The organism is Bacteroides difficilis (genome assembly GCF_048319815.1).
Lineage (GTDB): Bacteria > Bacteroidota > Bacteroidia > Bacteroidales > Bacteroidaceae > Bacteroides > Bacteroides zhangwenhongii.
On the sequence record NZ_CP182814.1, the window covers coordinates 4,575,214 to 4,601,585 of the forward strand.

At 41.8% G+C, this 26,372-nt stretch carries 19 protein-coding genes and 2 pseudogenes; 10 read left to right on the forward strand and 11 right to left on the reverse strand.

Annotation, left to right across the window (positions count from 1 at the left end; all coding sequences use genetic code 11):
- Positions 1-65 precede the first annotated feature (65 nt).
- Together ACNOGP_RS18055 and ACNOGP_RS18060 are read right to left on the reverse strand one after the other, a co-directional pair.
- Positions 66-1,982 (reverse strand): fimbrillin family protein, encoded by a 1,917-nt coding sequence (locus ACNOGP_RS18055; RefSeq protein WP_418213412.1) that lies wholly within the window; start codon positions 1,980-1,982, stop codon positions 66-68.
- 328 nt (positions 1,983-2,310) lie between these two features.
- The gene (locus ACNOGP_RS18060) at positions 2,311-2,964 is read right to left on the reverse strand and encodes a DUF2490 domain-containing protein (protein WP_418213413.1); all 654 of its coding nucleotides are present in this window, start codon (positions 2,962-2,964) and stop codon (positions 2,311-2,313) included.
- Positions 2,965-3,105: 141 nt separating this feature from the next.
- Between ACNOGP_RS18060 and ACNOGP_RS18065 the strand changes: the two are divergent.
- Positions 3,106-3,425: pseudogene (locus ACNOGP_RS18065) on the forward strand (AAA family ATPase); the annotation flags it as partial.
- Between the two features lie 58 nt (positions 3,426-3,483).
- Here the strand turns inward: ACNOGP_RS18065 and ACNOGP_RS18070 are convergent.
- A complete protein-coding gene (locus ACNOGP_RS18070) occupies positions 3,484-5,553 on the reverse strand; it encodes a cytochrome c biogenesis protein CcdA (RefSeq protein ID WP_418213414.1) in 2,070 nt (689 codons plus the stop codon).
- 17 nt (positions 5,554-5,570) lie between these two features.
- Complete coding sequence (locus ACNOGP_RS18075; protein WP_418213415.1) at positions 5,571-5,870, reverse strand: Dabb family protein; 300 nt, start codon at positions 5,868-5,870, stop codon at positions 5,571-5,573.
- Between the two features lie 101 nt (positions 5,871-5,971).
- On the opposite strand from ACNOGP_RS18075, the gene udk reads away from it, so the two are divergent.
- Positions 5,972-6,583: a uridine kinase gene (gene udk / locus ACNOGP_RS18080; protein WP_007759125.1), complete on the forward strand. Its 612-nt coding sequence runs from the start codon at positions 5,972-5,974 to the stop codon at positions 6,581-6,583.
- 24 nt (positions 6,584-6,607) lie between these two features.
- Positions 6,608-7,999, forward strand: a complete 1,392-nt coding sequence (locus tag ACNOGP_RS18085; RefSeq protein ID WP_418213416.1) for a transglycosylase SLT domain-containing protein — start codon at positions 6,608-6,610, stop codon at positions 7,997-7,999.
- Positions 8,000-8,002: 3 nt separating this feature from the next.
- On the opposite strand, the gene ACNOGP_RS18090 is transcribed toward ACNOGP_RS18085, so the two are convergent.
- The 7 genes from ACNOGP_RS18090 to ACNOGP_RS18120 form a co-directional block, all read right to left on the reverse strand.
- Positions 8,003-9,550 (reverse strand): sodium:solute symporter family protein, encoded by a 1,548-nt coding sequence (locus tag ACNOGP_RS18090; RefSeq protein ID WP_270489388.1) that lies wholly within the window; start codon positions 9,548-9,550, stop codon positions 8,003-8,005.
- Complete coding sequence (locus ACNOGP_RS18095; RefSeq protein ID WP_007759122.1) at positions 9,547-9,672, reverse strand: symporter small accessory protein; 126 nt, start codon at positions 9,670-9,672, stop codon at positions 9,547-9,549. Before ACNOGP_RS18095 ends, ACNOGP_RS18090 begins: the two co-directional genes overlap by 4 nt.
- A 112-nt stretch (positions 9,673-9,784) precedes the next feature.
- The gene (gene metH, locus ACNOGP_RS18100; RefSeq protein WP_418213417.1) at positions 9,785-12,532 is read right to left on the reverse strand and encodes a methionine synthase; all 2,748 of its coding nucleotides are present in this window, start codon (positions 12,530-12,532) and stop codon (positions 9,785-9,787) included.
- Positions 12,533-12,545: 13 nt separating this feature from the next.
- A complete protein-coding gene (smpB, locus tag ACNOGP_RS18105) occupies positions 12,546-12,998 on the reverse strand; it encodes an SsrA-binding protein (protein ID WP_007759119.1) in 453 nt (150 codons plus the stop codon).
- A 10-nt stretch (positions 12,999-13,008) separates the two neighbouring features.
- Positions 13,009-13,554 (reverse strand): Yip1 family protein, encoded by a 546-nt coding sequence (locus ACNOGP_RS18110; RefSeq protein WP_418213418.1) that lies wholly within the window; start codon positions 13,552-13,554, stop codon positions 13,009-13,011.
- Positions 13,555-13,587: 33 nt separating this feature from the next.
- Positions 13,588-14,349 (reverse strand): hypothetical protein, encoded by a 762-nt coding sequence (locus ACNOGP_RS18115; RefSeq protein ID WP_255508154.1) that lies wholly within the window; start codon positions 14,347-14,349, stop codon positions 13,588-13,590.
- Positions 14,350-14,425: 76 nt separating this feature from the next.
- The gene (locus ACNOGP_RS18120) at positions 14,426-14,926 is read right to left on the reverse strand and encodes a DMP19 family protein (RefSeq protein WP_032839677.1); all 501 of its coding nucleotides are present in this window, start codon (positions 14,924-14,926) and stop codon (positions 14,426-14,428) included.
- 938 nt (positions 14,927-15,864) lie between these two features.
- Between ACNOGP_RS18120 and ACNOGP_RS18125 the strand changes: the two genes are divergently transcribed.
- From ACNOGP_RS18125 to ACNOGP_RS18155, 7 genes and pseudogenes are all read left to right on the forward strand, one after another.
- Entirely contained in the window at positions 15,865-16,566 is a 702-nt protein-coding gene (locus ACNOGP_RS18125) for an iron-sulfur cluster assembly scaffold protein (protein WP_007759112.1), read from the forward strand.
- Positions 16,567-16,585: 19 nt separating this feature from the next.
- On the forward strand, positions 16,586-17,596 hold the full coding sequence (locus ACNOGP_RS18130; protein WP_143864750.1) for a GGGtGRT protein: 1,011 nt from the start codon (positions 16,586-16,588) through the stop codon (positions 17,594-17,596).
- A 515-nt stretch (positions 17,597-18,111) separates the two neighbouring features.
- Positions 18,112-18,402, forward strand: coding sequence for a type II toxin-antitoxin system Phd/YefM family antitoxin (locus ACNOGP_RS18135; protein WP_007759108.1), 291 nt, complete (start codon positions 18,112-18,114; stop codon positions 18,400-18,402).
- Positions 18,390-18,665 (forward strand): annotated as a pseudogene (locus ACNOGP_RS18140) (Txe/YoeB family addiction module toxin). The gene ACNOGP_RS18135 and the pseudogene ACNOGP_RS18140 overlap by 13 nt, the downstream one beginning before the upstream one ends.
- A 383-nt stretch (positions 18,666-19,048) precedes the next feature.
- Positions 19,049-20,146: a helix-turn-helix transcriptional regulator gene (locus ACNOGP_RS18145; RefSeq protein ID WP_195476461.1), complete on the forward strand. Its 1,098-nt coding sequence runs from the start codon at positions 19,049-19,051 to the stop codon at positions 20,144-20,146.
- A 148-nt stretch (positions 20,147-20,294) separates the two neighbouring features.
- The gene (locus ACNOGP_RS18150; protein ID WP_418213419.1) at positions 20,295-20,693 is read left to right on the forward strand and encodes a LytTR family DNA-binding domain-containing protein; all 399 of its coding nucleotides are present in this window, start codon (positions 20,295-20,297) and stop codon (positions 20,691-20,693) included.
- Positions 20,694-20,750: 57 nt separating this feature from the next.
- A complete protein-coding gene (locus tag ACNOGP_RS18155; protein ID WP_418213420.1) occupies positions 20,751-26,351 on the forward strand; it encodes an alpha-2-macroglobulin family protein in 5,601 nt (1,866 codons plus the stop codon).
- The last annotated feature ends 21 nt before the right edge of the window (positions 26,352-26,372 follow it).

Consider the following 26,372-nt stretch of genomic DNA (forward strand, 5'->3'; position numbering starts at 1 on the left):
TCTTTTATTAGTTTCACTTCCCAAATATAATCAAAATATGAAAAAGAAGGATGAATTTCATCTATTTACTTGCGAATACAACGGATAGCCAGCGCTTTTTTATCAGTACCTGCTTTAGAAGATTCTATCAGGTTCGTATCACTTTTCAGATAAAATACAGTCTCGGCTATCTCTGAATTTGTTTCATCCAAAGTCCAGTATGCCAAATATTTGCCTTCATAATTTGCCTGAAAGGTTCCCACATACATTCCCACAGGAATTCCATCAAAACCAGACCAATTAGTCGCAGGCTCTGCTGTATCTCCGGTGTTCAAGGGTAGCCATGTACCGGACTTTAATAAGGAAGCATCTTCTTTCAAGTAAGTTTTTAGTATATTCCAATCCTCCCAATTCGGGACACTCCAATGATTCGGCAGAATATTACCGGATAATGCGACACTAGCAGTATAGAAATAATATGTTGCATTCGCTTCGGATTGTAGGTATCCGATTGCACCATCTGTCACTGCATCCAATTTAGGGATTTCATTACCATCTATATAGAAAGAGGCTTTCAAATTGTCACGCATCCAATATTGGGTTCCGATTTTCACCAACGGATAATTATGGATCATCCCTCCACGTACATCACGAGCGACATCCTCCAATGCCAAGACTTGTAATACATCATCCCCCATAGCTACCGATAAAGAGACTTCCCCATTCGCCATCACATAAATATTATTTCGAGCCGGTAAGGTGCCCGATGTATAATTCAAGGAGTGGTTTTCCGTATCCCATACAACATTTCCGCCATGCACTTTGCCGGTTTTTCCTAACAATTGTGCAACAAGCCCTCGAGATAAGTCAGCCGTTCCATCTTCTTTCATCGGATAGACTACGATTGCTTGCGAAGAAAAATCCGGAGTTACCAGATACTCCTTACAAATCTCAGCCACTTGTTTTCCTTTATTCAGCACTTTACAAATGTTTGAGTTCTCGAAAGTTAACTTTGACACATCTATATATTTATGAAGAGTCTCTGATCCTGTATGATCTACTTCAGTTCCCTCCCAATCATTGATTTCTCCATTGAGCTTGCTCATGAGAATATCCTCCGCCGCTACAAAAGTGATTTCCAGTTCTCTTTGTTTGCCTTCCTGAAGTTTCAAAGTAGAGGGCAACAAGCAAGTGTATGGTTTTCCGTTAGCCTCCAATGTTATATATTGGTATCCTACTGTCGCTTCCTGAGGTATCAGAATCAGGTCTTTACCTACTAGCCTTTCATCGACAATCTCCCACTCACCGGCAGGAATGATATCTTTTTCATCCGTAAAGGAGGAATAAGATTTCTTCTGAAAGTCATAAATGCTTTTTGTGTAAAAGCCGGAAACAGAAAGTTTAGGATTGGCCGTCAACATACTTTCCACGTCTTCTCCCTCTCCAGGTACCAAAGCTATCTTTAAGCGGAAAAATTTATGATTGTAAGTCAAGGATACAGCTTCTTGACTCGCCAGTACATCTTCTTTAGTAGCAACCAGAAAATCTGAATGAGAATAGTTCACCGGAATATTTTGCTCTGTTTCAATAGATACCGGCATCTTGCTTTCTCCCATAGCTACTCCTTCTTCCCGATATGGATAATAACTGATTAAATTCAGCGTCACACCATCATCCGGATAATACACCGATTCATCAGCTATAAACTCTCCATCGACCGAACGAACAAAATGAAGATTGTCCGCATAACGTTCTTCCTGTATGGTAGTAGAACCGGCTAATGCAAACAGCCCCACTTCATCTCCTTTCTCAAAGGTGTTATTTGCCACACGCGTATTGGCAACTTCATGAATATCAGCTATAATTTTCAATGGAATATTTCCATCATTAACTACCACACCAGCTTCTTCCTCCTCCGAAATGTGATTTACACAAGCTGCAAGCAAAATAGAGAAAAGAACGAGAAAACCTACACATCTCTGCAGGTTATAAAATACTTTCATCTTAATATCTTTATTTATTTCCAAATAGAAATCTTTGATTGGACAGAAGAATAGCATAAGAGGAAGTATTCGCTTTCAGTTATGGGATACCGAACAACACGTCTGTTGCACTGAGGAATCATCAATTTCAACACACCATTTTGATGTATTGGCGGCAAATGTATATAATAAAAAGGACATGAAGTATTGTTTTACTAAGATTTTTTCACATTTATATGTAATACACCAATAATCAAGCTGTTATAAATCAGTTGTTAAAATCATAGAAATCCATCCCCACATTATTATATTAGAGACTCACTAGTTTATGATAGTAGAGCTAGCAATTTCAGAAAGAATAGCCTACTTCTATTCCGGCAATATGTTTCCCTTTTGAAGGTTCATACTGATAACAATAAAAGGCATCCAACGACCAGCGTTTAGCCAAATCTATTTCTATTCCCGGTCGATAACGCATGCGAGCCACTCTCCAAAAAGGTGCATCATCCAGACTTTGGTAAAGTTCAACAGAAAAGTAAGGGAAAACAATTCCTTTTGTAGGTGCATAAGATAACTTCAAACGAGAGCGCAAACGAGTTTCTGCATCACCACTATCGAAAGTTTGTTGGAATCTTTCCCGTAAAGAAACTTTCAACCACTGATAGCGAAAACTTGCCGTAGCACTTAAATGATAACGATGCCTGAATTTCCAGCCCGAATCCCCTAAATCACGAAGATGAGTTTCATAAGCAACTCCCAATTTCAAAAAGGAATATGCCCGATAGTCGCCTCCGACAGTAAGTCCCCAACGATCCCACTTATTCATATCATCCTTTGTACGCAGTTCCACATCACCGGAGACAGAAAACCGGGAATCAATCTTATGATTTACTTTAAATTTCGTCCAAGTTGTGAAATCATCATCTTGTGCATAAACAGAAGAAACGATAACAAACAATAGCATTAATAGCCAAATCCTTGTATTTAATAATATTCTACTCATTGATTATCGGGTTAAAGTAGCAAAGATAGTAATTTATTCTACGCAAAGAAAAAACATGATACTGAAAACATTCTGAAAAGATTATATTCGTCTTCTGCCTAAATTCTCATTTGCATATTGTATTTTTAGAAAAGAACGTGCGATCAAGGATTTTATATCGGCAAATTCGTTCAAGAATTACGCACAGGTGGTTATGAATCTTTCCTCACCCGTCTTGAAGCTTTCTTTGCCGATATTCCATACGAATTGAATGACCAGACCGAAAGTCATTATCAAGTTATCTTCTATCTTGTATTCAAACCCCTGTGTTTGATTTCAAATTAAATGGAACTGCGAAAGAAATGTTGAAACAGATTGACGAAAAAGGAGATCTGATTCCTTATCAGAAAGGCCATCGGCAAGTATGAAGATAGGTGTGGAATTTATACAATATCAATCGTTGGCTGGTAGAGACGAAATAAAAGGCGACTTCATCCAAGAATGAAGCCGCCTTTTCTCAATCCATCGCAAGAGAAGTCATTACTTCTCCTTCCTATAATTTTCCAGTCCTACTTGCAGGAAGTCAATATATTTAGCTATATCTTCATCATAAGCATACGACTTGTTCAACGGTTTTCCCTGACCATCCAGCAATACATAGAAAGGCTGGGCGTTGGCACCGAATTTCACACGCTGCAGATAACTCCATTTGTCGCCTACAGTACGCAATGTACGTTCTGTACCATTTTCTACTACTTTCACCGGTTCCGAAAGCGGAGTTTTATCATCTACATATAAAGAGATGAGCACATAATCCTTATTAATAATATCACTCACCTTTGAATCTGTCCATACGGCAGCTTCCATCTTACGGCAATTCACACAACCATGTCCGGTAAAGTCAATCATAACCGGCTTACCTTGCTGGCGGGCATACTCCATTCCCAACTCGTAATCCTTGAATTTTGGATGCACCTCATTCTCATACAAATTAAAATCCTGCGTATGCATAGGCGGAGCGAATGCACTTACCGCCTTCAACGGTGCTCCCCACAAACCGGGAACCATATATACCGCAAATGCCAAAGAAATAAGCGCCATAAAAAAACGGGTAACTCCTACCTTATTATCATCATCATCGTGCGGAAATTTAACCTTACCCAACAAATAGAATCCAAGCAAAGCAAAAATCACAATCCACAAAGCAAGGAACGTTTCACGGTCGAGCAGTCTCCATCCGTATGCCAAATCGGCTACCGACAAGAACTTAAGTGCGAATGCCAATTCAAGAAAGCCCAACGTCACCTTTATCACATTCATCCATCCACCGGACTTCGGCATAGACTTCAGCCATGACGGGAACAGAGCGAACAGAGTAAACGGCAGAGCCAATGCAATGGCAAATCCTAACATACCGATTGCCGGAGCAACCACACTTCCCGTAGTAGACACCTGTACCAGCAAAAATCCGATAATCGGACCTGTGCAAGAAAAAGACACCAAAGATAGAGTGAAAGCCATCAAGAAGATACTCAACAGACCGGTCGTTGATTCAGCCTTACTATCTACCGCATTTCCCCACTTCGACGGAAGCCTGATCTCGAAAGCCCCAAAGAATGAAGCTGCAAAAACCACCAACATCAGGAAGAAGAGAATATTAAAGATAGCATTGGTAGACAAAGCATTCAGCGCACTGGCACCGAAAATCAGTGTAATAGCCAACCCCAACGCAACATAAATCACTACAATAGACGCACCGTACGTCCACGCATCACGAATTCCTTTCTTCTTGTCTTTACTACGTTTTAAGAAGAAACTGACGGTCATCGGGATAATCGGCCATACACAAGGAGTGAACAACGCCAAGAGCCCACCGAGAAAACCCGTTATAAAAATATATATCCAAGACATATCTTTCTGTCCATGCTCCTCTCCCAGCGCTTGCAGTTCACTAATGACCGGCTTCCAAAGCTCACTGGATGCAACAGCAGGCTGGATACTTGTAGACGCATCCACCGGAGTAGCGGGAAGTAGTTCGGCCATGGCAACCGTATCTTTTGAAACAGCTAAATCTGTCTCCGTCTTGTCTGCGTTATCTTTCTTCTCTGCTTTATCCTCTTTAACCGATTTGTCCTCTTTAGCCGCCACCGTATTACCCTTAGCTTCTCCGGCAAACTTGAACGGAACCTGTGTCGGAGGCAGGCAACTTTCATCATTACAAGCTCCATATTCCAGATACCCTTCTATCGCATAAGCCCCTCCTGTGAACTTCACCTTTTGGATAAACTTAGCCGTGTTCTCGAAATAGCGTACTTTCATCTCGAACAACTTGTCGAAAGTAGCTATCTCCTTACCTACCGGTTTCAACTTTCCTACCGGTTCAATCCCCGATTTGCTATCGACGTTGAATGTGGCGGAAATAGGTCCTCCTTCTCCAAGCTCAGTAGAATATACATGCCACCCCTTATCAATGGTTGCAGTAAATACAATCTCCGCTTCCGTATCGGAAAGAGATTTCAACTCCGTTTTAAATTTCACAGGATCCTGTATCTGCGCTTGCAACACATAGGCCACAAAGCTTAAGAGCAGAAAAGAAAATAGTTTTTTCATTCTTTTATTATTGGGGGTTATAACTCATAATCCACGCACGCACGGCTCTCCTTTGTCTCAGCCAGAATCTTACCGGCCGCAACATGTTCCGGATGCGTTGCATAGTATTTCACATCTTCTAAAGTATCAAACTCACTGTAAAGTGCGATGTTCCAAGTCTCACCCGGATTTATATTCAATCCGACCTCTACCTCACGGATTACAGAGATTTTAGCGGGAAGTGCTTCTATCGCTTCCTTAAATTTAGTCATGACTGCCAGCTTCTCTTCAGCAGGAACATCGTCTTTTAACTTAAATAATACAATGTGTTTTACCATTACCGTTGCTATTTTAATGAATTGTTTCTATATTTGTCTTCTTATATACTGTATAAACAATGCAAATTTACTCCATTTAGTTTAAATATATACTTAAAGAGATGTTAATAATAGGCATAGCAGGCGGAACAGGTTCCGGAAAGACCACCGTTGTACGGAAAATCATAGAAAGTCTCCCCGCAGGAGAAGTGGTGTTACTACCTCAGGACTCATACTACAAAGACAGTAGCCACGTCCCGGTGGAAGAACGTCAGAATATCAATTTCGACCATCCGGACGCTTTCGAATGGAGTTTGCTATCCAAGCATGTCATGCAGTTGAAAGAAGGGAAAAGCATTGAACAGCCTACCTATTCTTATCTTACCTGTACACGGCAGCCCGAAACGATTCACATCGAACCTCGCGAAGTGGTTATCATTGAGGGAATCCTTGCTTTATGTGATAAGAAATTGCGCAACATGATGGACCTCAAAATATTTGTAGACGCTGATCCTGACGAACGACTGATACGCGTTATCCAAAGAGACGTGATTGAACGCGGACGTACTGCCGAAGCGGTCATGGAACGTTATACGCGGGTTCTGAAACCAATGCATCTGCAATTCATCGAACCTTGCAAGCGTTATGCCGATCTTATTGTACCGGAAGGCGGAAACAATAAGGTAGCTATTGATATTCTGACAATGTATATCAAGAAGCACCTCAAGAATTAAAAATTGAAAATTAAAAATTAAAGAATGGGCGTTAGGACACTGATCATTCCTTTATTCCTTGTATTATTCTGTTGCGTGTTCGGATGTAAGAACACGCGACCCAATCCTGTAAGCGAGAACGCATACGACCTTCCGCAGATAAAAGACAGCGGTGAACTGGTCGTATTGACACTATACAGTTCTACTTCCTACTTCATTTATCGGGGACAGGAAATGGGATTTCAATACGAACTTAGCGATCAGTTTGCCAAAAGTCTGGGATTAAAACTTAGGATCGAAGTAGCTAACAGTGTCGACGAACTGATCCGGAAATTACTGGCAGGCGAAGGAGACATGATTGCCTACAATCTACCCGTAACAAAGGAATGGAAAGACAGCCTTATCTATTGCGGTGAGGATATCATCACCCATCAGGTTATTGTACAACAGGGAAAAGGAAAACAGAAACCCTTGAAAGATGTAACGGAGCTGATTGGGAAAGATATCTATGTAAAGCCCGGAAAGTATTACGACCGTCTTGTCAACCTGAACGACGAATTGGGAGGCGGCATTCAAATCCACGAAGTAACCAATGACAGTATCACTACCGAAGACCTGATCACACAAGTAGCACAAGGCAAGATTCCATATACGGTAGCCGACAACGATTTGGCCAAGCTCAATAAAACATATTATCCCAATTTAAATATTGACTTGTCTATCAGTTTTGACCAACGTTCATCATGGGCTGTGAGAAAAGACTGTCCCGAGCTGGCGGCAGCAGCCACCAAATGGCATGAGGAAAATATGACCTCTCCTGCCTATACAGCCAGTATGAAACGCTACTTCGAGAATAGCAAAATGATGCCCCATTCTCCTATCCTTTCACTAAGAGAGGGGAAGATATCGCACTATGATGATTTATTCAAGAAGTACTCCAAAGATATCGGTTGGGATTGGCGTATGCTTGCTTCATTGGCTTACACGGAATCCAATTTCGACACCACAGCCGTGTCTTGGGCCGGAGCAAAAGGGTTGATGCAATTAATGCCCGCTACCGCACGGGCTATGGGAGTTCCGCCCGGAAAGGAACAGAATCCGGAAGAAAGCGTCAAAGCGGCAGTCAAATATATCGCAGCTACCGACCGTAGTCTCAGCATGATTCCCGATAAGCAGGAACGTCTCAGTTTTATCCTGGCTTCCTACAATGCCGGATTAGGACATATTTATGATGCGATGGCACTGGCCGAGAAATACGGTAAGAACAAACTGGTATGGAAAGACAATGTAGAAAACTTCATCTTGCTCAAAAGCAATGAAGAGTACTTCACCGACCCGATCTGTAAAAACGGGTATTTTCGTGGCATAGAAACTTATAATTTTGTCCGTGACATCCTGTCGCGCTATGAATCCTACAAAAAGAAAATCAAAGCGTAATACTTATTTCTTATAGGTCATCATGCTGACTCCGATAATAGCCAACACAGACAGAGGCAACGCAAACAATATCGGATCTATGACCGGAAAAGGATAGGTGGAGATCAGCACATCCCTGCCAAACAACGCCTTACAGATACCCAATGCGGCAGATTCTTTCTGATGAAGGAATACGAGAGCGAACAAACTGCCGATGGTTCCTACCCACAGACTTGCCATCACTCCCTGCCTGGTGGCTTTCTTCCAATACAACGCACAGAAATAGGCGGGAAGGAAAGCAGCGGCACAGATTCCCATGAAGATAGAAGTGCCACGTGCTATGATGTCATGCGGAAGCATATAACAAATAATATAACTGACCAAGATAGAAAACAGTACCCCAAGACGAATAACGTTAGTCAACTTGTCACGCGAACGGGGTTTGTACGTTCCATAAATATCGGAACCGACGGAAGCCCCCATCGTATGGAATTGTGAACTGAGCGTAGACATACTTGCCGAAAGGATGCACAGCATAAAGAGTGCCGCAAACCAATCGGGCATTGCCTTATTTATAAAATAGGGAATAATCTTATCGATATCCTGTACTACCTCCGTTGCTACCGCACCCTCCGTCTTCAAAAAGAAAAGATTGCTCAATGCGCCGGCATGATAGATAGCTCCTACGGTTATTATCAAGAAAAAACAACCGATGAACACCCCGCGATTCAACTGCTTGCTGCTCTCCACAGTCATAAAGCGAACCACCAGCTGAGGTTGTGCAAGACAACCGATTCCTACTCCCAGAATAAGGGAAGTGACCAATGAATACCATTGCGGAGAACCGGTCACCGGCATTGCCGTCCACCCTTGATGTCCCAATGCCTTGAATTTTTCCGGAACTAACGGAGCGATTGCCGTCAATTCCTTATTGGCTTCGGTAAAATTCATATCAAGCACCTGATACAAAGAGAACAGCAGGAAAAGCATACAGCCGAACATGATAACCGCCTGCAACGCATCCGTATACATCACTCCTTTCATTCCTCCCGCTATCACATAAGCGGCAATCACCAAAGTGAATATCAACAAAGAGATATTGAAGTCTATCTGAAAAATCTGTTCGATAAAGACCGCACCGCCTTTCATTACGACTGCCGCATATAGTGGCATTCCGATAAAAATGACGGCAGCAATGAATACTTGTATATTGCGCGAACGGAAATGACGCCCTAATAATTGTGGGAAAGTACTCACGTTCAGTTTTGCCCCCATACGTCGGGTACGCAAACCGAAAAAGATAAAAGCAATGACAACTCCGATAAACATATTGAGGAAACACAGCCATTGGATTCCCATTCCGAAAGCGGCAGCCACTCCCCCGAAACCAACGATAGCGGACGCCGAAATGAAAGTAGCCCCATAGGAAAGTGCCATAACGATAGGGTTCATCTGACGGCCACCTACCAGATAATCGCTGGCGGACGTCGTTTTCTTATATCCCAGAAAGCCTAAATAAGCGAGTGACAGCAGATAGGCTACCACAATCAGTCCAAGTGTAAATGTATTCATCGTGTTTCGTCTTTTTCGTCGTCCTTATTCCAATATTTCAGCCCGAACCAGGCCGCAAACACCACGCATACCACTGAAAGCAGGTATGGCAAAATGATAAAAGGGTCGTCTATTCCAAACATTTGCGTATTAGATATGAATTAATTAGAACGCAAATGTAAGGAATTTATTGAAAAGACAAAACTTTTGCTTACTAATACTAATTATAGCGTATCTTTTTTCTTATACAGAATGCTAAAACAGATTCAACCGGTTCTTCTGGGCTTCTTCCAATGACACGGTTTCACGACGCAGCAAACCACTCTTTTCACGAAGCGCTCTATATTCCGTTTCCAACTCATTTACCAGTTCGGCTTTCGCCTGCGGATTCAACAATCTGGCGGCAACGCCCGCATTCTGGGAAGCGTCTTTCAAATGCACTACCGGAGCATGATAGACAGGAGCTATTTTTAATGCCGTATGTATCTTCGACGTGGTGGCTCCACCAATCAAAAGAGGAATATCCAATCCCGCTTTCTCTAGTTCACCTGCCACATGAGCCATTTCTTCGAGAGACGGTGTAATCAGCCCACTCAATCCGATCATATCCACTTTCTCTTCAATAGCCCGCTGCACAATGGTTTCGGCAGGGACCATCACTCCTAAATCAACAATATCGTAACCGTTGCAAGCCATTACTACGGCAACGATATTCTTTCCAATATCATGCACGTCACCTTTCACGGTTGCCAATAATATCTTTCCGGCAGAGGTCGTTCCCTCCGTCTTTTCCGATTCGATGATGGGTTGCAAGATGGCAACGGCTTTTTTCATGGTACGCGCAGTCTTTACAACCTGAGGAAGAAACATTTTACCCGCCCCGAAAAGTTCACCGACATAATTCATTCCATCCATCAACGGACCTTCAATCACATCGACCGCTTTATTATAGAGTGGCAAAGCCTCCGCCAGATCCTGTTCGAGATAATCACCGATACCTTTCATCAAAGCATACTTCAAACGTTCTTGAACAGAATCTTCCCTCCATGCATCCTGCTTGACAGCCGTCTGTCCGTTTGTTCCGTTCATGGTCGCTTTCAAAGATTCCGCCAACTCAATAAGACGCTCGGCTGCATCCGGACGACGGTTCAACACGACATCCTCAATCTTCTCCAATACGTCCGTCGGAATGTCGCTATACAGAACAGAGGTTCCCGGATTCACGATACCCATATCCATTCCCTGCTGAATGGCATGATAAAGGAATACGGCGTGCATCGCTTCACGAATATAATTATTGCCGCGAAACGAGAAAGAAAGATTACTTACTCCCCCGCTGATATGCGCACCGGGAAGATTCCGTTTTATCCATCCGGTAGCTTCGATAAAATCTACCGCGTAATTATTGTGCTCTTCAATCCCTGTAGCTACGGCAAGCACGTTGGGGTCAAAGATAATATCGTGCGGATTGAACCCCACTTTATCCACAAGAAGTCGGTAAGCACGTTGGCAAACCTCTATCTTACGGGCGGCAGTATCCGCCTGTCCTTTCTCATCGAAAGCCATTACTACGGCAGCAGCGCCATACTGTTTGACAATCCGGGCATGTTCAAGAAAGACTTCTTCCCCTTCTTTCAAAGAAATAGAGTTGACAACCGATTTACCTTGAAGGCATTTCAATCCGGCTTCTATTACCTCCCACTTAGAAGAGTCGATCATCACCGGAACACGGGCTATCTCCGGTTCGGACATGATAAGATTCAGGAAAGTTATCATTTCCGACTTTGCGTCCAACAGTCCGTCGTCCATATTCACATCAATCACCAAAGCTCCGTCCTCCACTTGTTGGCGGGCTATGGAAAGGGCCTCATCATATTTCTTCTCATTAATGAGCCGGAGGAATTTGCGTGAGCCTGCCACGTTACAACGCTCGCCGACGTTCACAAAATTGATTTCCGGTTTCACTTCCAGCAGTTCAAGTCCGGAGAGCCACATACAATCCGGCCTGGCAACAGGAATATGAGGTTTCGCACCTTCCACCAAAGCCGGATACTCGGCTATGTAAGCATCGGTTGTTCCACAACAGCCACCGATAATATTGACCAATCCTTCGTGAATATATTCTTTCACCTCATGGGCCATGTCCGCAGGAGTCTGGTCATACTTGCCCAGACTATTCGGCAGACCGGCATTCGGATAAGCACTTATATAATAAGGTGCACGTGCCGCCAATTGTTCCAGAAAAGGTTTCAGCTGGCGGGCACCGAACGAACAGTTCAAACCGATGGAAAAGATGTCGGCATGTTGAACGGAAGCAAGAAACGCATCCAACGTCTGTCCGGATAAGGTTCTTCCACCAATATCGGATACGGTCACCGACAACATAACGGGTACTTTGACACCTGTTGTTTTCATTGCTTGTCCGGCAGCAAAAATAGCCGCTTTAGCATTCAACGTATCAAATATGGTTTCAATCAGGATAGCGTCTACCCCACCCTCAAGCATAGCCTCCATCTGTTGCTGATAGGATGCAGCCAATTCGTCATAGCTTAAAGCGCGATAAGCCGGATTGTTGACATCCGGACTCATGGAACAGGTTTTATTCGTAGGTCCGACAGAGCCCGCTACAAAACGCGGTTTTTCGGGATTCTTCGCTGTATACTCGTCGGCTAGTTCGCGGGCAAGCTTCACTGCGGCAAGGTTCATTTCACGCACGTATTCCTCCACGTGATAATCAGCCATAGAAACAGTGGTCGAACTGAATGTATTCGTTTCGATGATATCCGCACCGGCTTCAAGATATTTACGGTGAATATCCTGAATCACATCCGGACGTGTCAGACACAACAGGTCATTGTTTCCTTTCAATTGTCCGGGAATATGTGCAAACCGCTCACCACGAAAATCTTCTTCCTTGAGGTTATATTGTTGAATCATTGTACCCATTGCTCCATCCAGGATAAGAATGCGTTCGGATACAATCTGAGAAATTGTCTTTTTCATTTATCCTATCATGTCATCGTTTGAACATTCTTGCCATATCCCTGCGGTCGTCTTTCTCTTTGATCGATTCTCGTTTATCGTATTCTTTCTTACCCTTCGCTAAGGCAACTACGAGTTTCGCCAACCCTTTCTCATTGATAAACAAACGCACGGGAACAATCGTAAAGCCGGGATTCTTCATTTCCCTTTGGAGTTTCTCCAATTCTTTTTTGTTGAGCAACAACTTCCTCTCTCTACGTGCCGTATGATTATTATACGAACCGTAGAAGTACTCGGCGACGTGCATATTCTTCACCCATAATTCGCCTTTCGCAAAATAACAAAACGTATCTACCAGGCTTGCCTTTCCCAGACGAATGGACTTGATTTCCGTACCTGTCAACACAATACCTGCCGTATAGGTATCTATCAGTTCGTAATCAAACGTAGCCCGTTTATTTTTTATATTTACAGAGGGTTGTTTCATCTTCACACATTTAATTAAGTATGGCTGTCAGTTTATTGAAAACAATCTGAATCACCGTCGGACATAGTATTAACAACACAGACGAGAAAAGGGTGTATCTCAATCGCAGTTTTTCTTCTACGCCCATCAATACGGGAACTCCTTCCCATACCACATATACGATGTAGAATTGCAGCAGCCAAGCAATAATTCTAAAATCAGGTAATAGTCCGGTTACAATCTGGAGCAGAAATGGTACAACAAGCGCATATCCTGCAAACAGTTGTGCCAATGGTATATCACTGCGCATACCAAACATTCGCGTCCCCATCTCATTTATGGCGTATGCTGCCAGAAAATAGCCTCCGAACAGGGCTACCGCTACGGCACAACAATTGGTCATAGCTATCTGGAAACTTTGCGGGCCTCCCCATCCATTGGTCAGTAACGAACCAATGAATACGGACAGACCGCATAAACCAATCATAGGATAAACAAAAGCCATATATACTTTTCGCCTATCCTCTTCCATAGAAATTTCCTCCCAAGCCTTAGCCGGAGAGGAAATCAATTTCATTGCTATGTTAAATAGTTCTTTGTAGTTCAATGTTTAATTATCTATTTGCACTTCCTTTGCGGAGAGTGTATATGCTTGTTGATTTTTACCTTCTCCGATAATCTTTATTTTAATTTTACCACCCACAGATGTCAAGACAGGGACTTCTTCAGAGTCTTTATGTATTTCCGCCAAAACCCTATTGATTTCACTAACAGAAGGTATACTAAAACTTGCATATCCAGAAGTTGTATATGATGCATCTTTATTTCCTATCGTTTGTTGTAGCTTAACCGTCAATTCATTTCCACTAGCTGTTACAGGTACCAAATCAACAATGACCGTTGAATCATCGATATAAAGGCTAAATAATACATTACAATAAGCAGGGACATTAGTGTATAAAACTTGCTTAGTATCAACTAATACAAACTCACTTAAACCAGCCAATGGAATATCATTCTTAATAGTATCTGGCTGCGTGCATAAAGAACGAGTATATAAAGAACCACTCTGTACAACTGTCACAATTTTCTTCTCACTTGCGGCAGTTACCCCTTCTGCGTATTTCAAATAAGCAAAAACTCTTTTGGGATATGACGTTTCTCCACTAACCTTCAAAGCGGCAGGATTTTCCGGATAATAAACATTTCCGTCATCACTTAGCAAAGTGACAGTCATATTATCAACAACAGTTGCATAAATTCCCAAATCATAAGACGACTCATTTTCTCCTTTCATACAAGAAGTCACCGACACACTCATCACCACAGCCATCAAAGCTACTAATAAAAATTTCATCTGTTTCATAAACATATTTTTTAGATTTTGCAAAGATATAAATTCTGATTCACACTTACTAAATGCAAAGACTTAAAAAATACTGCATTCATCATTTTATTATTTTTGCAAAAAGGTCTAAATGGTCATCCACATAACTTGCGACCAATGCCGTAACCTGTTCCTCCATCTCCAAATAAGCCTCTTCCAATTCATCAAAAGCCTCATATTGCTCGTACATAGCCATAAATTCATCATCCGTCCGTTCCTTCTCCAGGTCTTTCCGGTTGACATCATATATTTTTTTTGCTTTATAGACCAATTTCGACAATTCATCCGCTCCCCATGAACGCATCACCTTAGCAAACGGATTATCAAAAATATATCCGCCATAGCCATTCTGAATCAACTGACAAAATCCGCCAACCATTATCTCGTCACGAAAAATCTGATAAGCGAGTAAAGAATGTTGTTCCCCCGTTAACAAAGGCATAGTTTCGGCAGTCAGTTCACCACCAATCACCTCCTTATATTTATCGGTAAACACTTGGATGAATTCATCCATTCCCTCACCCGCAGCTTTTTGCAAAGCGGACTCCATTACTTCTATCATAGTTCTTTCCAAATAAATGATGTGCAAAGCTACGAATTTCATCCTATATCCAAGTACGAAACACACAAATAAATTTGCAGCCCTACGAATTATAAGCTAACATCTACATAAGGTTTCAAAACGCCAGTTTTATTGTCACTTGTCACTTTTACGAGTTAATCAACTGATAATAAAAAAGATAAGAATGACAATAGACAGTGACAATAGGATGATAATAAAGTGATAAACGAACTCTATTATCACTTTCAGCGTTCGTCACATTGAACTATCATACTGAATATCAATTAATTCAGCAAAAAATCATCTTTTATCCGTTTATTCTAAGAATTGCACTTTTCTCCACCAAAACTTCAATTTCGACTCATAAATGATCATACTTAGACCATTTAACGAATATGTCCTACTATTCTCTTCCGAAAATCAATGCGTTCATCACCTTTATTTACTACCAGATAAGTCTCACTCCAGCATAGACAAAGTTGCTTTCGACCGATAATTAATTTACTTCGATTGCATACAAACTATAAATGAAAGTTCCGTTTATAAAAACAAAGGCTTTGATTATACAAATGAAGATTGCGTTTATAAAAACGAAGCCTTCGTTTATAGTTTAGTAGTAGTCTAAAGCAACTTAGAGATTAGGTGAAAAGAACTTTACGATAAGAAGAAAACAAGTTTACCATTAATAGACAATGCCAATAATAGCAGTAGTTTCTCAAACGTTGTAAGCACATTTACAATCCACTTGTCAGTCTTTAAACTTCGGCAAATGCAATCCCGACTTTACAAACTGAGAAAAACATAAAGGGATTTATCTCTTTTCACAAAAAAGTAATAAAAGGCGGTTTGCAGAAACAAATAAATCGACTACCTTTGTGGGCGATTTAGAGAATCGTGACTACGTATTTTTAATTATATCACTTAAAAAAGAGCTAATTATGACTTATTCACACGAAGTGGAACACATGTGTGTTGTAAAGAAGGGTCCTAATCACGGACCGGCTCCCATACCCGAAGAAGGCAAATGGGTAAAATCTAAAGAAATCGTTGATATTTCAGGTTTGACACACGGTATCGGTTGGTGCGCTCCTCAACAAGGTGCTTGTAAACTGACACTGAACGTTAAAGAAGGTATTATCCAGGAAGCTTTGGTTGAGACTATCGGATGTTCCGGTATGACTCACTCTGCTGCTATGGCTGCTGAAATCCTTCCGGGAAAAACAATTCTCGAAGCATTGAACACCGACCTTGTTTGCGACGCTATCAACACTGCTATGCGCGAACTGTTCCTGCAAATCGTTTACGGACGTACCCAATCAGCTTTCTCAGAAGGTGGTTTGATCATCGGTGCAGGTCTGGAAGACTTGGGTAAAGGTCTGCGTAGCCAGGTAGGTACTCTTTACGGTACTTTGGCTAAAGGTCCTCGTTACCTCGAAATGGCAGAAGGTTATATCAAACAAATCTTCTTGGACAAGAACGACGAAATCTGCGGATACGAATTCGTACACATGGGTAAGTTCATGGACGAAATCAAGAAAGGTACCGATGCAAACGAAGCTTTGAAAAAAGTTACAGGTACTTATGGACGCGTAACAGCAGAACAGGGAGCAGTTAAATCTATTGATCCACGTCACGAATAATATAAGGAGGAAAGAAACTATGATTAGAGAAGTAAAATTCGAAAGCCAAGACCGTCGTATGAAAGGCATTATCGAAGCCTTGAACGCTAACGGCATCAAAGATATCGAAGAAGCTAACGCAATCTGCGAAGCTGCCGGACTTGATCCTTATAAAACGTGTGAAGAAACTCAGCCTATCTGTTTTGAAAATGCAAAATGGGCTTATGTAGTAGGTACTGCTATCGCTCTTAAGAAAAACTGTACAAATGCTGCTGAAGCTGCTGAAGCTATCGGTATCGGTCTGCAAGCATTCTGTATTCCGGGTTCTGTAGCTGACGATCGTAAGGTTGGTATCGGTCATGGTAACCTGGCTGCTATGTTGCTGCGCGAAGAAACTAAATGTTTCGCTTTCCTGGCAGGTCACGAATCTTTCGCTGCTGCTGAAGGTGCTATCAAGATTGCTGCAAAAGCAGACAAAGTACGTAAAGAACCGTTGCGTTGCATCCTGAACGGTCTTGGAAAAGACGCTGCTCAGATCATCTCTCGTATCAATGGCTTTACTTATGTTCAGACTCAATTCGATTACTTTACAGGTGAACTGAAAGTTGTTCGCGAAATCGCTTACTCTGACGGTCCTCGTGCAAAAGTAAAATGCTATGGCGCTGACGATGTTCGCGAAGGTGTAGCTATCATGTGGAAAGAAGGTGTAGACGTATCTATCACAGGTAACTCTACTAACCCGACTCGCTTCCAACACCCGGTTGCTGGTACTTACAAGAAAGAACGTGTTCTTGCAGGCAAACCTTATTTCTCAGTAGCTTCCGGTGGTGGTACAGGTCGTACTCTTCACCCGGATAACATGGCTGCCGGACCAGCTTCATACGGCATGACTGACACGATGGGCCGTATGCACTCAGACGCTCAGTTCGCTGGTTCTTCATCAGTTCCTGCTCACGTAGAAATGATGGGATTCCTGGGAATTGGTAACAACCCGATGGTAGGTTGTACAGTAGCTTGTGCGGTTGACGTAGCTACTGCTTTGAGCAAGTAATATAATACATTGCTAATATATAAATCCCTGTAACTGTAATGGTTATGGGGATTTTCATTTTAATTATACTACAATACTTATCCCCTATCCAATACTCATTTCTTCTTGCTATTCTTCTTATAATTAATTGTAATTAGGTGATGGAATTGGAGTAAATTATAGCTTAAATAGAGTTTGAATCTCTAAGGTTAGGCGTGGCTGATTATCCTTAAAATAGAGCTGTAGCGAACTGGAAGACTGTTGACAAGATTACTATATATCCATATAAAAGTGGGAAGACTTATGAAACAGCAGCTAAGATTATCAAGCAATATCAAGATATAAGTTACTTTATCTTAGATGGAATGAAGAGTGAAGAGGCTTACTTCTTTGTTAATAGCGTAAGGGAGATTAAGAAGATTCTGGATAAGACTAATCTAACGTTGGTGTCCTTTCTTTATATCTAATAATTAACTAATTAAATTTGCAAGTACGCATATAAGTACATATATTTGCATTAAATAGAAGGAGGATATATGAGAACAGCTAACTATACAGATTTGAGAGCGAACCTTAAAGGTTACATTGATTCAGTGATTGATGACTATGATACTGTAATTGTTAATCGTGGTAATGGTAAAGGAGTAGTGATGATTTCCCTTGATGAATACAACTCATTAAAGGAAACGGAATATATAATGTCGTCACCTGAAACGATGGAAGCCATACGTCAAGGTGAGGAAGATATAAAAAACGGCAATTATATAGCACAGAAAGATGGAGAGAGCATAGAAGACTTCTTAAAGCGAGCATCATGTACAGAATAATATTATCTGACCAAGCACGGAAGGAATATCTATACTTCTCACAGAGTGGCAATAAGATTATTCTGAATAAGATTACAGTTTTACTGAACGATATTGCAGAGCATCCTTATACTGGGATTGGGAAGCCAGAACCGCTAAAATATGAATTGACTGGTAAATGATCAAGGAGAATCACCTCAGAACATCGTCTCGTTTACTCTGTAAACGATGACAGGGTAGAGGTTGATATACTCTCCATGAAGTACCATTACTCCAAGAAGTAAACCAACTTCTTTTTTGCTTCTTCCACTACTTCCTTCATTAAAGTTGCAAGCATCTGATCTGTAAGCTCTTCCATACTAGTCAGACGATATGAGTTCATTTCTTTTTCAGGCATAGTTATCAATATTTAGTTCTACAAATATAATCATTCTATAGACAGATATAACAATCCGATGAGTATTTTTACGCATTGAGTACTGATTATTAGTATATTTATCATCAGATTAAAGAATTGGCAGAAAACGACTCCTCTAAAGAAATATAATATATCAAGGTATAACCTCACAAGAACTCTATGCTTTCTTCTCTGTTGTCTGATATGGCTAAATTACTTATCTTTGCTTCGCTACTTTTCGACTAAATATATAAGAAATGCGTCATAAACATGGGAATACTACATTTATCAATTGAACTAGCACTTGATTTGATTGCCCTTATATCGGGGATTATTCTTATCATTCGTGCCAAAGACAATTATCCTCAATTATATTGGGGAATCATAGCAGTCGGTATAGGGTTCATGTTTTCATGGGAAAACATCGGGTGGCTGACGATTGTCACGGACACTCCGGAATATGACTTCACAGAATTGCTCAATATTGATAAAATGCTTAAATGGTACGCTTTGGCCAATATCGTAGCACTATTTCCCATCGCATCATTATCTCCGGGATATTTCAACCATTTCAGAATATTCACCTTCTTATTGCCTCCTATCATTACCATAACGGTAGGAATCTGCTATCTGTGCTTCAATGGCAACATAACGGCTATCCATTCACTAAATGAGATAATGCCCAATATCGGTAATATGGATGTCAAACTCAGAATCAGTATATTTCTGCTTTCTGTCATCACTCCTCTCTTTATTCTCGTTTATGTCACCAGCCGTGTTAAGACACATCGTAAGATGAATAGAAATATGTATCTATTCATGGGATTCTTATTCCTATTTCTTGGTATATACATCCTATTCACATTAAGCATTAATGAGTTTATCTTCAATTTATTCGGTATTACAGCAATCGTTTTTACCGTTTTATTCTCAATGCTATATTTACGATATGAGAATCCGTTTTCAGACCATATCAGTATGGTGTATGATATAGAAGAAGAAAATCCTGAAATGAGAAACTCATTTCAGCCACTCGCACTCTTCACCACAATCGAGAGCTATTTAAAGAAAGAACATCCTTACACAGATCAGAAATACAGTATAAAAGATTTGGCAGAAGCCTTAAATGACAAAGAACGCAATATTTCGGATGCAATCAAAAGTCAGGGATTTACAGGTTTCCGTGAATATATTAATTATATCCGACTAGAGCATTTCAAACAACTAATCGCCCAAAATCCGGAAAAAAATGTGAAAGAGTTGATGTTTGCATGCGGATTTAGCTCACGGGCAACCTTCTACCGGAACTTTTCCGAAAGATATGGTATTTCTCCCAGTAAGTTCATTGAATATCAACAAAGTAAATAGAATTATTCTATTTTGTAACGTACAAATCTTAATAATAAAAGTGTCTCATTATAGAAATGAGACACTTTTCATTTTTATAATTAAGAGTAATCTGCTACTTTTGACAGAAAATAAAAACTACGACATGGGAAATTAATAAATTAATATTATGAACAATCAAAACATCAACATTGATCATTGCGAGCAGACACAAATTACGCAAAATCAAGAAAGCATATTCTTATATACTACTATTACCGGAAGCTTACAACTGATTCACCTGAAAGAAATCGGTTATTTCCGCTATAACTCAAAAAGCAAATTGTGGGAAGTCATGCTATCCAACAAACATACTCTGATATTAAAGAGAAACACGAACTCGCAAAAGATATTGAGTTTACACCCTTATTTGCTTCAGATCAGTCAATCCTACATTATTAATATCAGCTATCTGGCATCAATTGAAGACAATAATTGTGTATTACTTCCCCCTTTTAATGACGCCGAGCTCCTACAAGTAAGCAAGTCCTTCATGAAAAAGTTGAAGGAAAAATACCCCTGTCTATAAAAGAATCTATTATAAAAACAGTATATTTGTCCACTGAACCAATAAAAACTCTTTGCTATGGGACAAATAAAAACTGGACGTAGCAGCCTCGCTACCAAACTATTCTTTTTCATAATGTGGATTGTGACCTTTTCCGCATGTACGCACAGTCCGAAAGACATCATCCCCTCTGCAGAATATGCCCCCTATGTAAATGCCTACACAGGAGGAGTCATCTCCCAAAGTTCGACTATACGCATCGAGCTGACACACGATCAACCTATGGTTGACGTAAATAATGAGTTAAAAGATAATCCGTTCAGCTTTTCACCGTCTTTGAAAGGAAAAGCATATTGGATTAGCAATAACACCATCGAATTTGTTCCGGAAGAAGGTACTTTAAAACCGGGAACGTTCTACGAAGGAACTTTCCAGCTTGGAGATTTTATCGAGGTAGATAAAAAACTAAAGGAATTTAACTTCTCATTCCGGGTGCAGGAACGTAATTTCACAATTCATGCAGAACCTATAACGATTACAGCTACTCAACCCGACGAAGTGAACATAAAAGGAGAAATACGCTTTAGTGACGTTGTGAAGAAAGAAGAAGTTGAAAAAATGCTGATAGCCGACAATGGTAAAAGTAAAAATTATCCGGTCGATATTACCTCCACCAACAATCCGACTCGTTATGAATTCAGTATTAACCGGATCTTGCGGGAAGCGGAAGATTACCAAATCCAACTGACAGCAAACGGAAATCCCGCAGGAATTGACCATACGCAAATCGAAGAAATCATGATTCCGGCAAAAGACAGTTTCCGCTTTCTGACCGCCAAACGCATTGACCAACCGGAAAACGGGATTGAAGTCGTATTCTCTGCTCCCATATCCAATACGCAAGATCTGAAAGGACTGATCGAGATACCGGAAGTATCTTCTTACATCACCCAAATTAAGGATAACCAGGTTCTTATCTATTTTGAAACCAACAAAATAAATAAACTGACTTTGAATATCCATGAAGGAATAAAAAGCAGTCAAGACCGTACTCTGGGGACTTCCCACTCTATCTCATTCAGCGAATTGAATCTGAAACCGCAAGTAGAGATGGCTACCTCAGCCGCTATTCTTCCCGATTCGAAAAGCCTGATTATTCCATTCCGCGCTGTCAATCTGTATGCAGTAGATTTAAAGGTTATCCGCATCTTTGAGAATAACATCTTGATGTTCATGCAAAACAACTCTCTGGCCTCTGCCAATGAGTTGCGCCGTTCGGGACGCCTGGTTTATAAGAAAACATTGTGGCTAAGCAAGGATTCATCAAAAGATATTCATCAATGGGAAGATTACTCTATCGACCTTGCCGGACTGATTCATCAAGAACCGGGCGCCATCTACCGGGTTATCCTGTCTTTCCGCCAAGAATATTCCGCTTATCCTTGCGGTGGAAGTGAAGAAAACAAAGAAATGAAGTTTTCCGACACGACTTCCGACGGTCTGACAAAAGTTAGCGGTAGTATTTTGTCAGAGGCAGACGAAGCTGTATGGGACACTCCTGAGGCTTATTATTATTACAACGGTGAAACTATGGACTGGAGTTTGTATCGGTGGAAAGAACGGGATAATCCGTGCCACCCGTCCTACTATATGGGAGCAGACCGGACAGCTACCTGCAATGTCTTTGCCTCTAATCTGGGAATGATCGTAAAGAAGAATTCCTTGAACAATCTGTGGATTGCAGTAAACAACATTTTGGACACAAAACCTGTCGGAAAGGCGCAAGTAACTGTTTACAATTTCCAGTTACAAACCATTGGTAAGGGAGAAACAAACGGAGAAGGCTTGACGGAAATCGTTCCGAAAGGAGTTCCCTTCATTATCGTAGCGGAGGCAGACGGACAAAAAGCATACGTACGTGTCGTAGACGGTGAAGAGCAATCGGTCAGCCGCTTCGATGTGGGTGGAAAGGATATTCAAAAAGGCTTAAAAGGATTTATATATGGTGAAAGAGGAGTATGGAGACCGGGAGACACCTTACATATATCTTTCATTCTGGAAGACCAGGAAAAAAGAATACCGGACAAACATCCGGTAGCGCTGGAAATCTACAATCCGAAAGGCCAATTCTATACCAAAATGATCTCAACACAAGGGATGAATGGCTTTTACACATTTACTGTCCCTACTCAGGCAGATGCTCCTACCGGTCTGTGGAACGCATACGTAAAAGTAGGCGGTTCGACTTTCCATAAAGGGCTACGCATCGAAACAATAAAACCCAACCGACTTAAAATAACGTTGGCATTGCCTAGAATTCTTCAAGCAACAGACAAAGAAGTCTATGCTCCACTCACTTCTGCCTGGCTGACAGGGGCTACGGCTTCACATCTGAAAACCAAAGTAGAGATGTCTCTGTCTAAAGTAAATACACAATTCAAAAACTACGGACAGTATATTTTCAATAATCCGGCTACTGATTTCACTACCATCAAGACAAATGTGTTTGACGGAATGCTCAGCGCGGAAGGAAGAGCGGGAGTCACTTTAAAACTCCCTGCTGCAACTAATGCACCGGGTATGCTAAACGCATCTTTCACCACCCGTGTATTCGAACCGGGAGGAGATGCCAGTATCTATACCCAAAGCGTTCCTTTCTCTCCGTTCACATCGTATGTGGGCATTAACTTGAATCAGCCGAAAGGCAAATACATAGAAACGGACAAAGATCATGTATTTGACATTGTTACGGTGAATCCGGAAGGACAGGCGGTGAGCCGTTCAAATCTGGAATATAAAATCTACCGTATCAGTTGGAGCTGGTGGTGGGAAAACAATGAAGAATCTTTCAGTTCCTATATAAACGGGACTTCCATCACTCCGGTAGCCAGCGGGAGTCTGCAAACCAACAATGGAAAGGCTTCTTTCAAATTCCGCGTCGATTATCCCAATTGGGGACGTTATCTGGTCTATGTGAAAGACAAAGAAAGCGGACATGCCACCGGAGGTACTGTCTACGTAGACTGGCCCGAATGGAGGGGACGTTCAAGTAAATCGGACCCCAGTGGTATTAAAATGCTTGCTTTCTCATTGAACAAAGATTCCTATGAGATAGGAGAAACAGCTATGGCTATTATCCCCGCAGCAGCCAACGGACGTGCATTGGTATCCATCGAGAACGGATCGACGGTACTCAAACAGGAATGGATCGAAGTTTCCAGCAAAGGAGACACAAAATATACGTTCAAGATCACAGAAGAAATGGCTCCGAATGTATATCTGCACATCAGCTTGTTGCAGCCTCATGCGCAGACAGTGAATGACTTGCCTATCCGTATGTATGGTGTTGTCCCGGTATTCGTAACCAACAGTCAAACGATATTAAGACCGCAAATACAAATGCCGGAAGTGCTACGACCGGAAACGGACTTCAATGTGACCGTCAGTGAAAAGAGCGGGAAGCCGATGACTTACACATTGGCTATCGTAGACGACGGTCTGCTGGACCTTACGAACTTCAAGACACCCGATCCTTGGAATGACTTTTATTCACGCGAAGCGCTCGGTATCCGGACATGGGATATGTACGACAATGTATTGGGAGCTTCCGCCGGAAGTTACGGTTCTCTTTTCAGTACAGGTGGGGACGCAGCTTTGAAACCGGCAGATGCAAAAGCAAACCGGTTCAAACCGGTCGTTAAATTCATTGGTCCTTTCTATTTGGGAAAAGGCAAACATCAGACACATACATTGAAACTTCCGATGTATGTAGGTTCTGTACGCGCTATGGTAGTGGCAGGGCAGGACGGTGCTTATGGAAATGCAGAAAAGACGGCCTATGTACGGACACCGTTAATGCTGCTTTCCACCTTGCCGCGCGTGCTTAGTATTCAAGAGGAAATCACTGTTCCGGTAAATATCTTTGCAATGGAAAATCAGGTAAAGAATGTCACCGTATCTATTCAGGTTTCCGGTGGAGGAGTACAAATTGCCGGCCCTTCGCAACAGTCGCTAACCTTCAATCAACCGGGCGACCAGCTTACATTCTTTACATTGAAGACCGGAAACAAAACAGGTAAAGCAACTATCCATCTGACGGCAAACGGGGGTGGACAGCAGACTAAAGAAACCATCGAAATAGACGTACGCAATCCGAATCCGGTCGTGACATTACGCAACAGCCAATGGGTGGAAGCCGGACAAAGTGGAGAGGTATCGTATATCCTAAGCGGTTTTTCCGACAACAATCATATTCAGTTGGAAGTATCCCGTATCCCATCCGTAGATATCACACGTCGATTCGACTTCTTATACGATTACCAACATCAGTGTACGGAGCAGTTGACTTCCAAAGCATTGCCGCTTTTGTTTATCTCTCAATTTAAAACGGTAAACGAACAGGAAGCAGAGAAAATAAAAACAAATGTACAGGAGGCTATCCGTCAGATTTATGCCCGGCAACTTCCCAATGGCGGTTTTGTCTATTGGCCGGGGAATGCCGTCGCAGACGAATGGATCAGTTCATATACCGGAATGTTCCTGACATTGGCACAAGAAAAGGGATATGCCGTCCATTCAAACGTATTGAATAAGTGGAAACACTTCCAACGTGCAGCAGCCCAGAACTGGCGTATGCCACAGGATGCAAACAGCTGGCAACTATGGCAGTCGGAGCTGATGCAAGCCTTCCGCCTATACACGCTGGCATTGGCCGGTGTGCCGGAGTACGGAGCTATGAACAGAATGAAGGAACAGCAAGGATTATCTATTCAAGCCAAATGGAGATTGGCAGCCGCCTACGCATTGACAGGAAAAATGAAACCAGCCGAGGAATTGGTATATAGGGCAGAAACCAGTATCCCTCCCTATTCTTCAATGAACTTTATTTACGGTTCGTCCGACCGGGATGAAGCGATGATTCTGGAAACATTAATCCTGATGAACCGGGAACGGGATGCACTTCAACAAGCAAAGAAAGTCTCGCAGAATCTGTCACAAGAGGACTATTTCAATACTCAGTCTACCGCATTTGCCCTCATGGCAATGGGACGCTTGGCAGAAAAGTTATCAGGTACACTTGATTTCACATGGACATGGAACGGCAAGCAACAACCTGCCGTGAAATCTGCCAAAGCGGTATTTGACAAAGAGATTCCTACTTCACCGAAATCCGGAACAGTCTCTGTGAAGAATCAAGGCAAAGGAGCATTGGGAGTAGATATTATCACGCGCACACAATTGCTGAACGATACGCTACCCGCCATCTCAGACAATCTTCGGATGGATATAAGATATGCAACCTTGAACGGCACGCCCATATCCGCAGAAGAAATTAAACAAGGAACTGACTTTACCGCTGTCGTTTCCATATCCAATATTAGCGGAACATCGGATTATACCAATCTGGCATTGACACATATCATACCATCCGGGTGGGAAATATATAATGAACGAATGGCGACTGCCGATACAGCTATCAATTACTCCTATCAGGATATCCGCGACGATCGTGTATTGACCTATTTCAATTTGTACCGTGGTGAGACAAAGGTATTTACTATCAGATTGCAAGCGGCATACGCCGGTAACTTCATTCTTCCGGCTATTCAGTGCGAAGCCATGTATGATACAACCGTGCAGGCACGAAGCAAAGCAGGAAGAACAACGGTGAGTCGCTAATACGAATTCTGTTGATAAGAA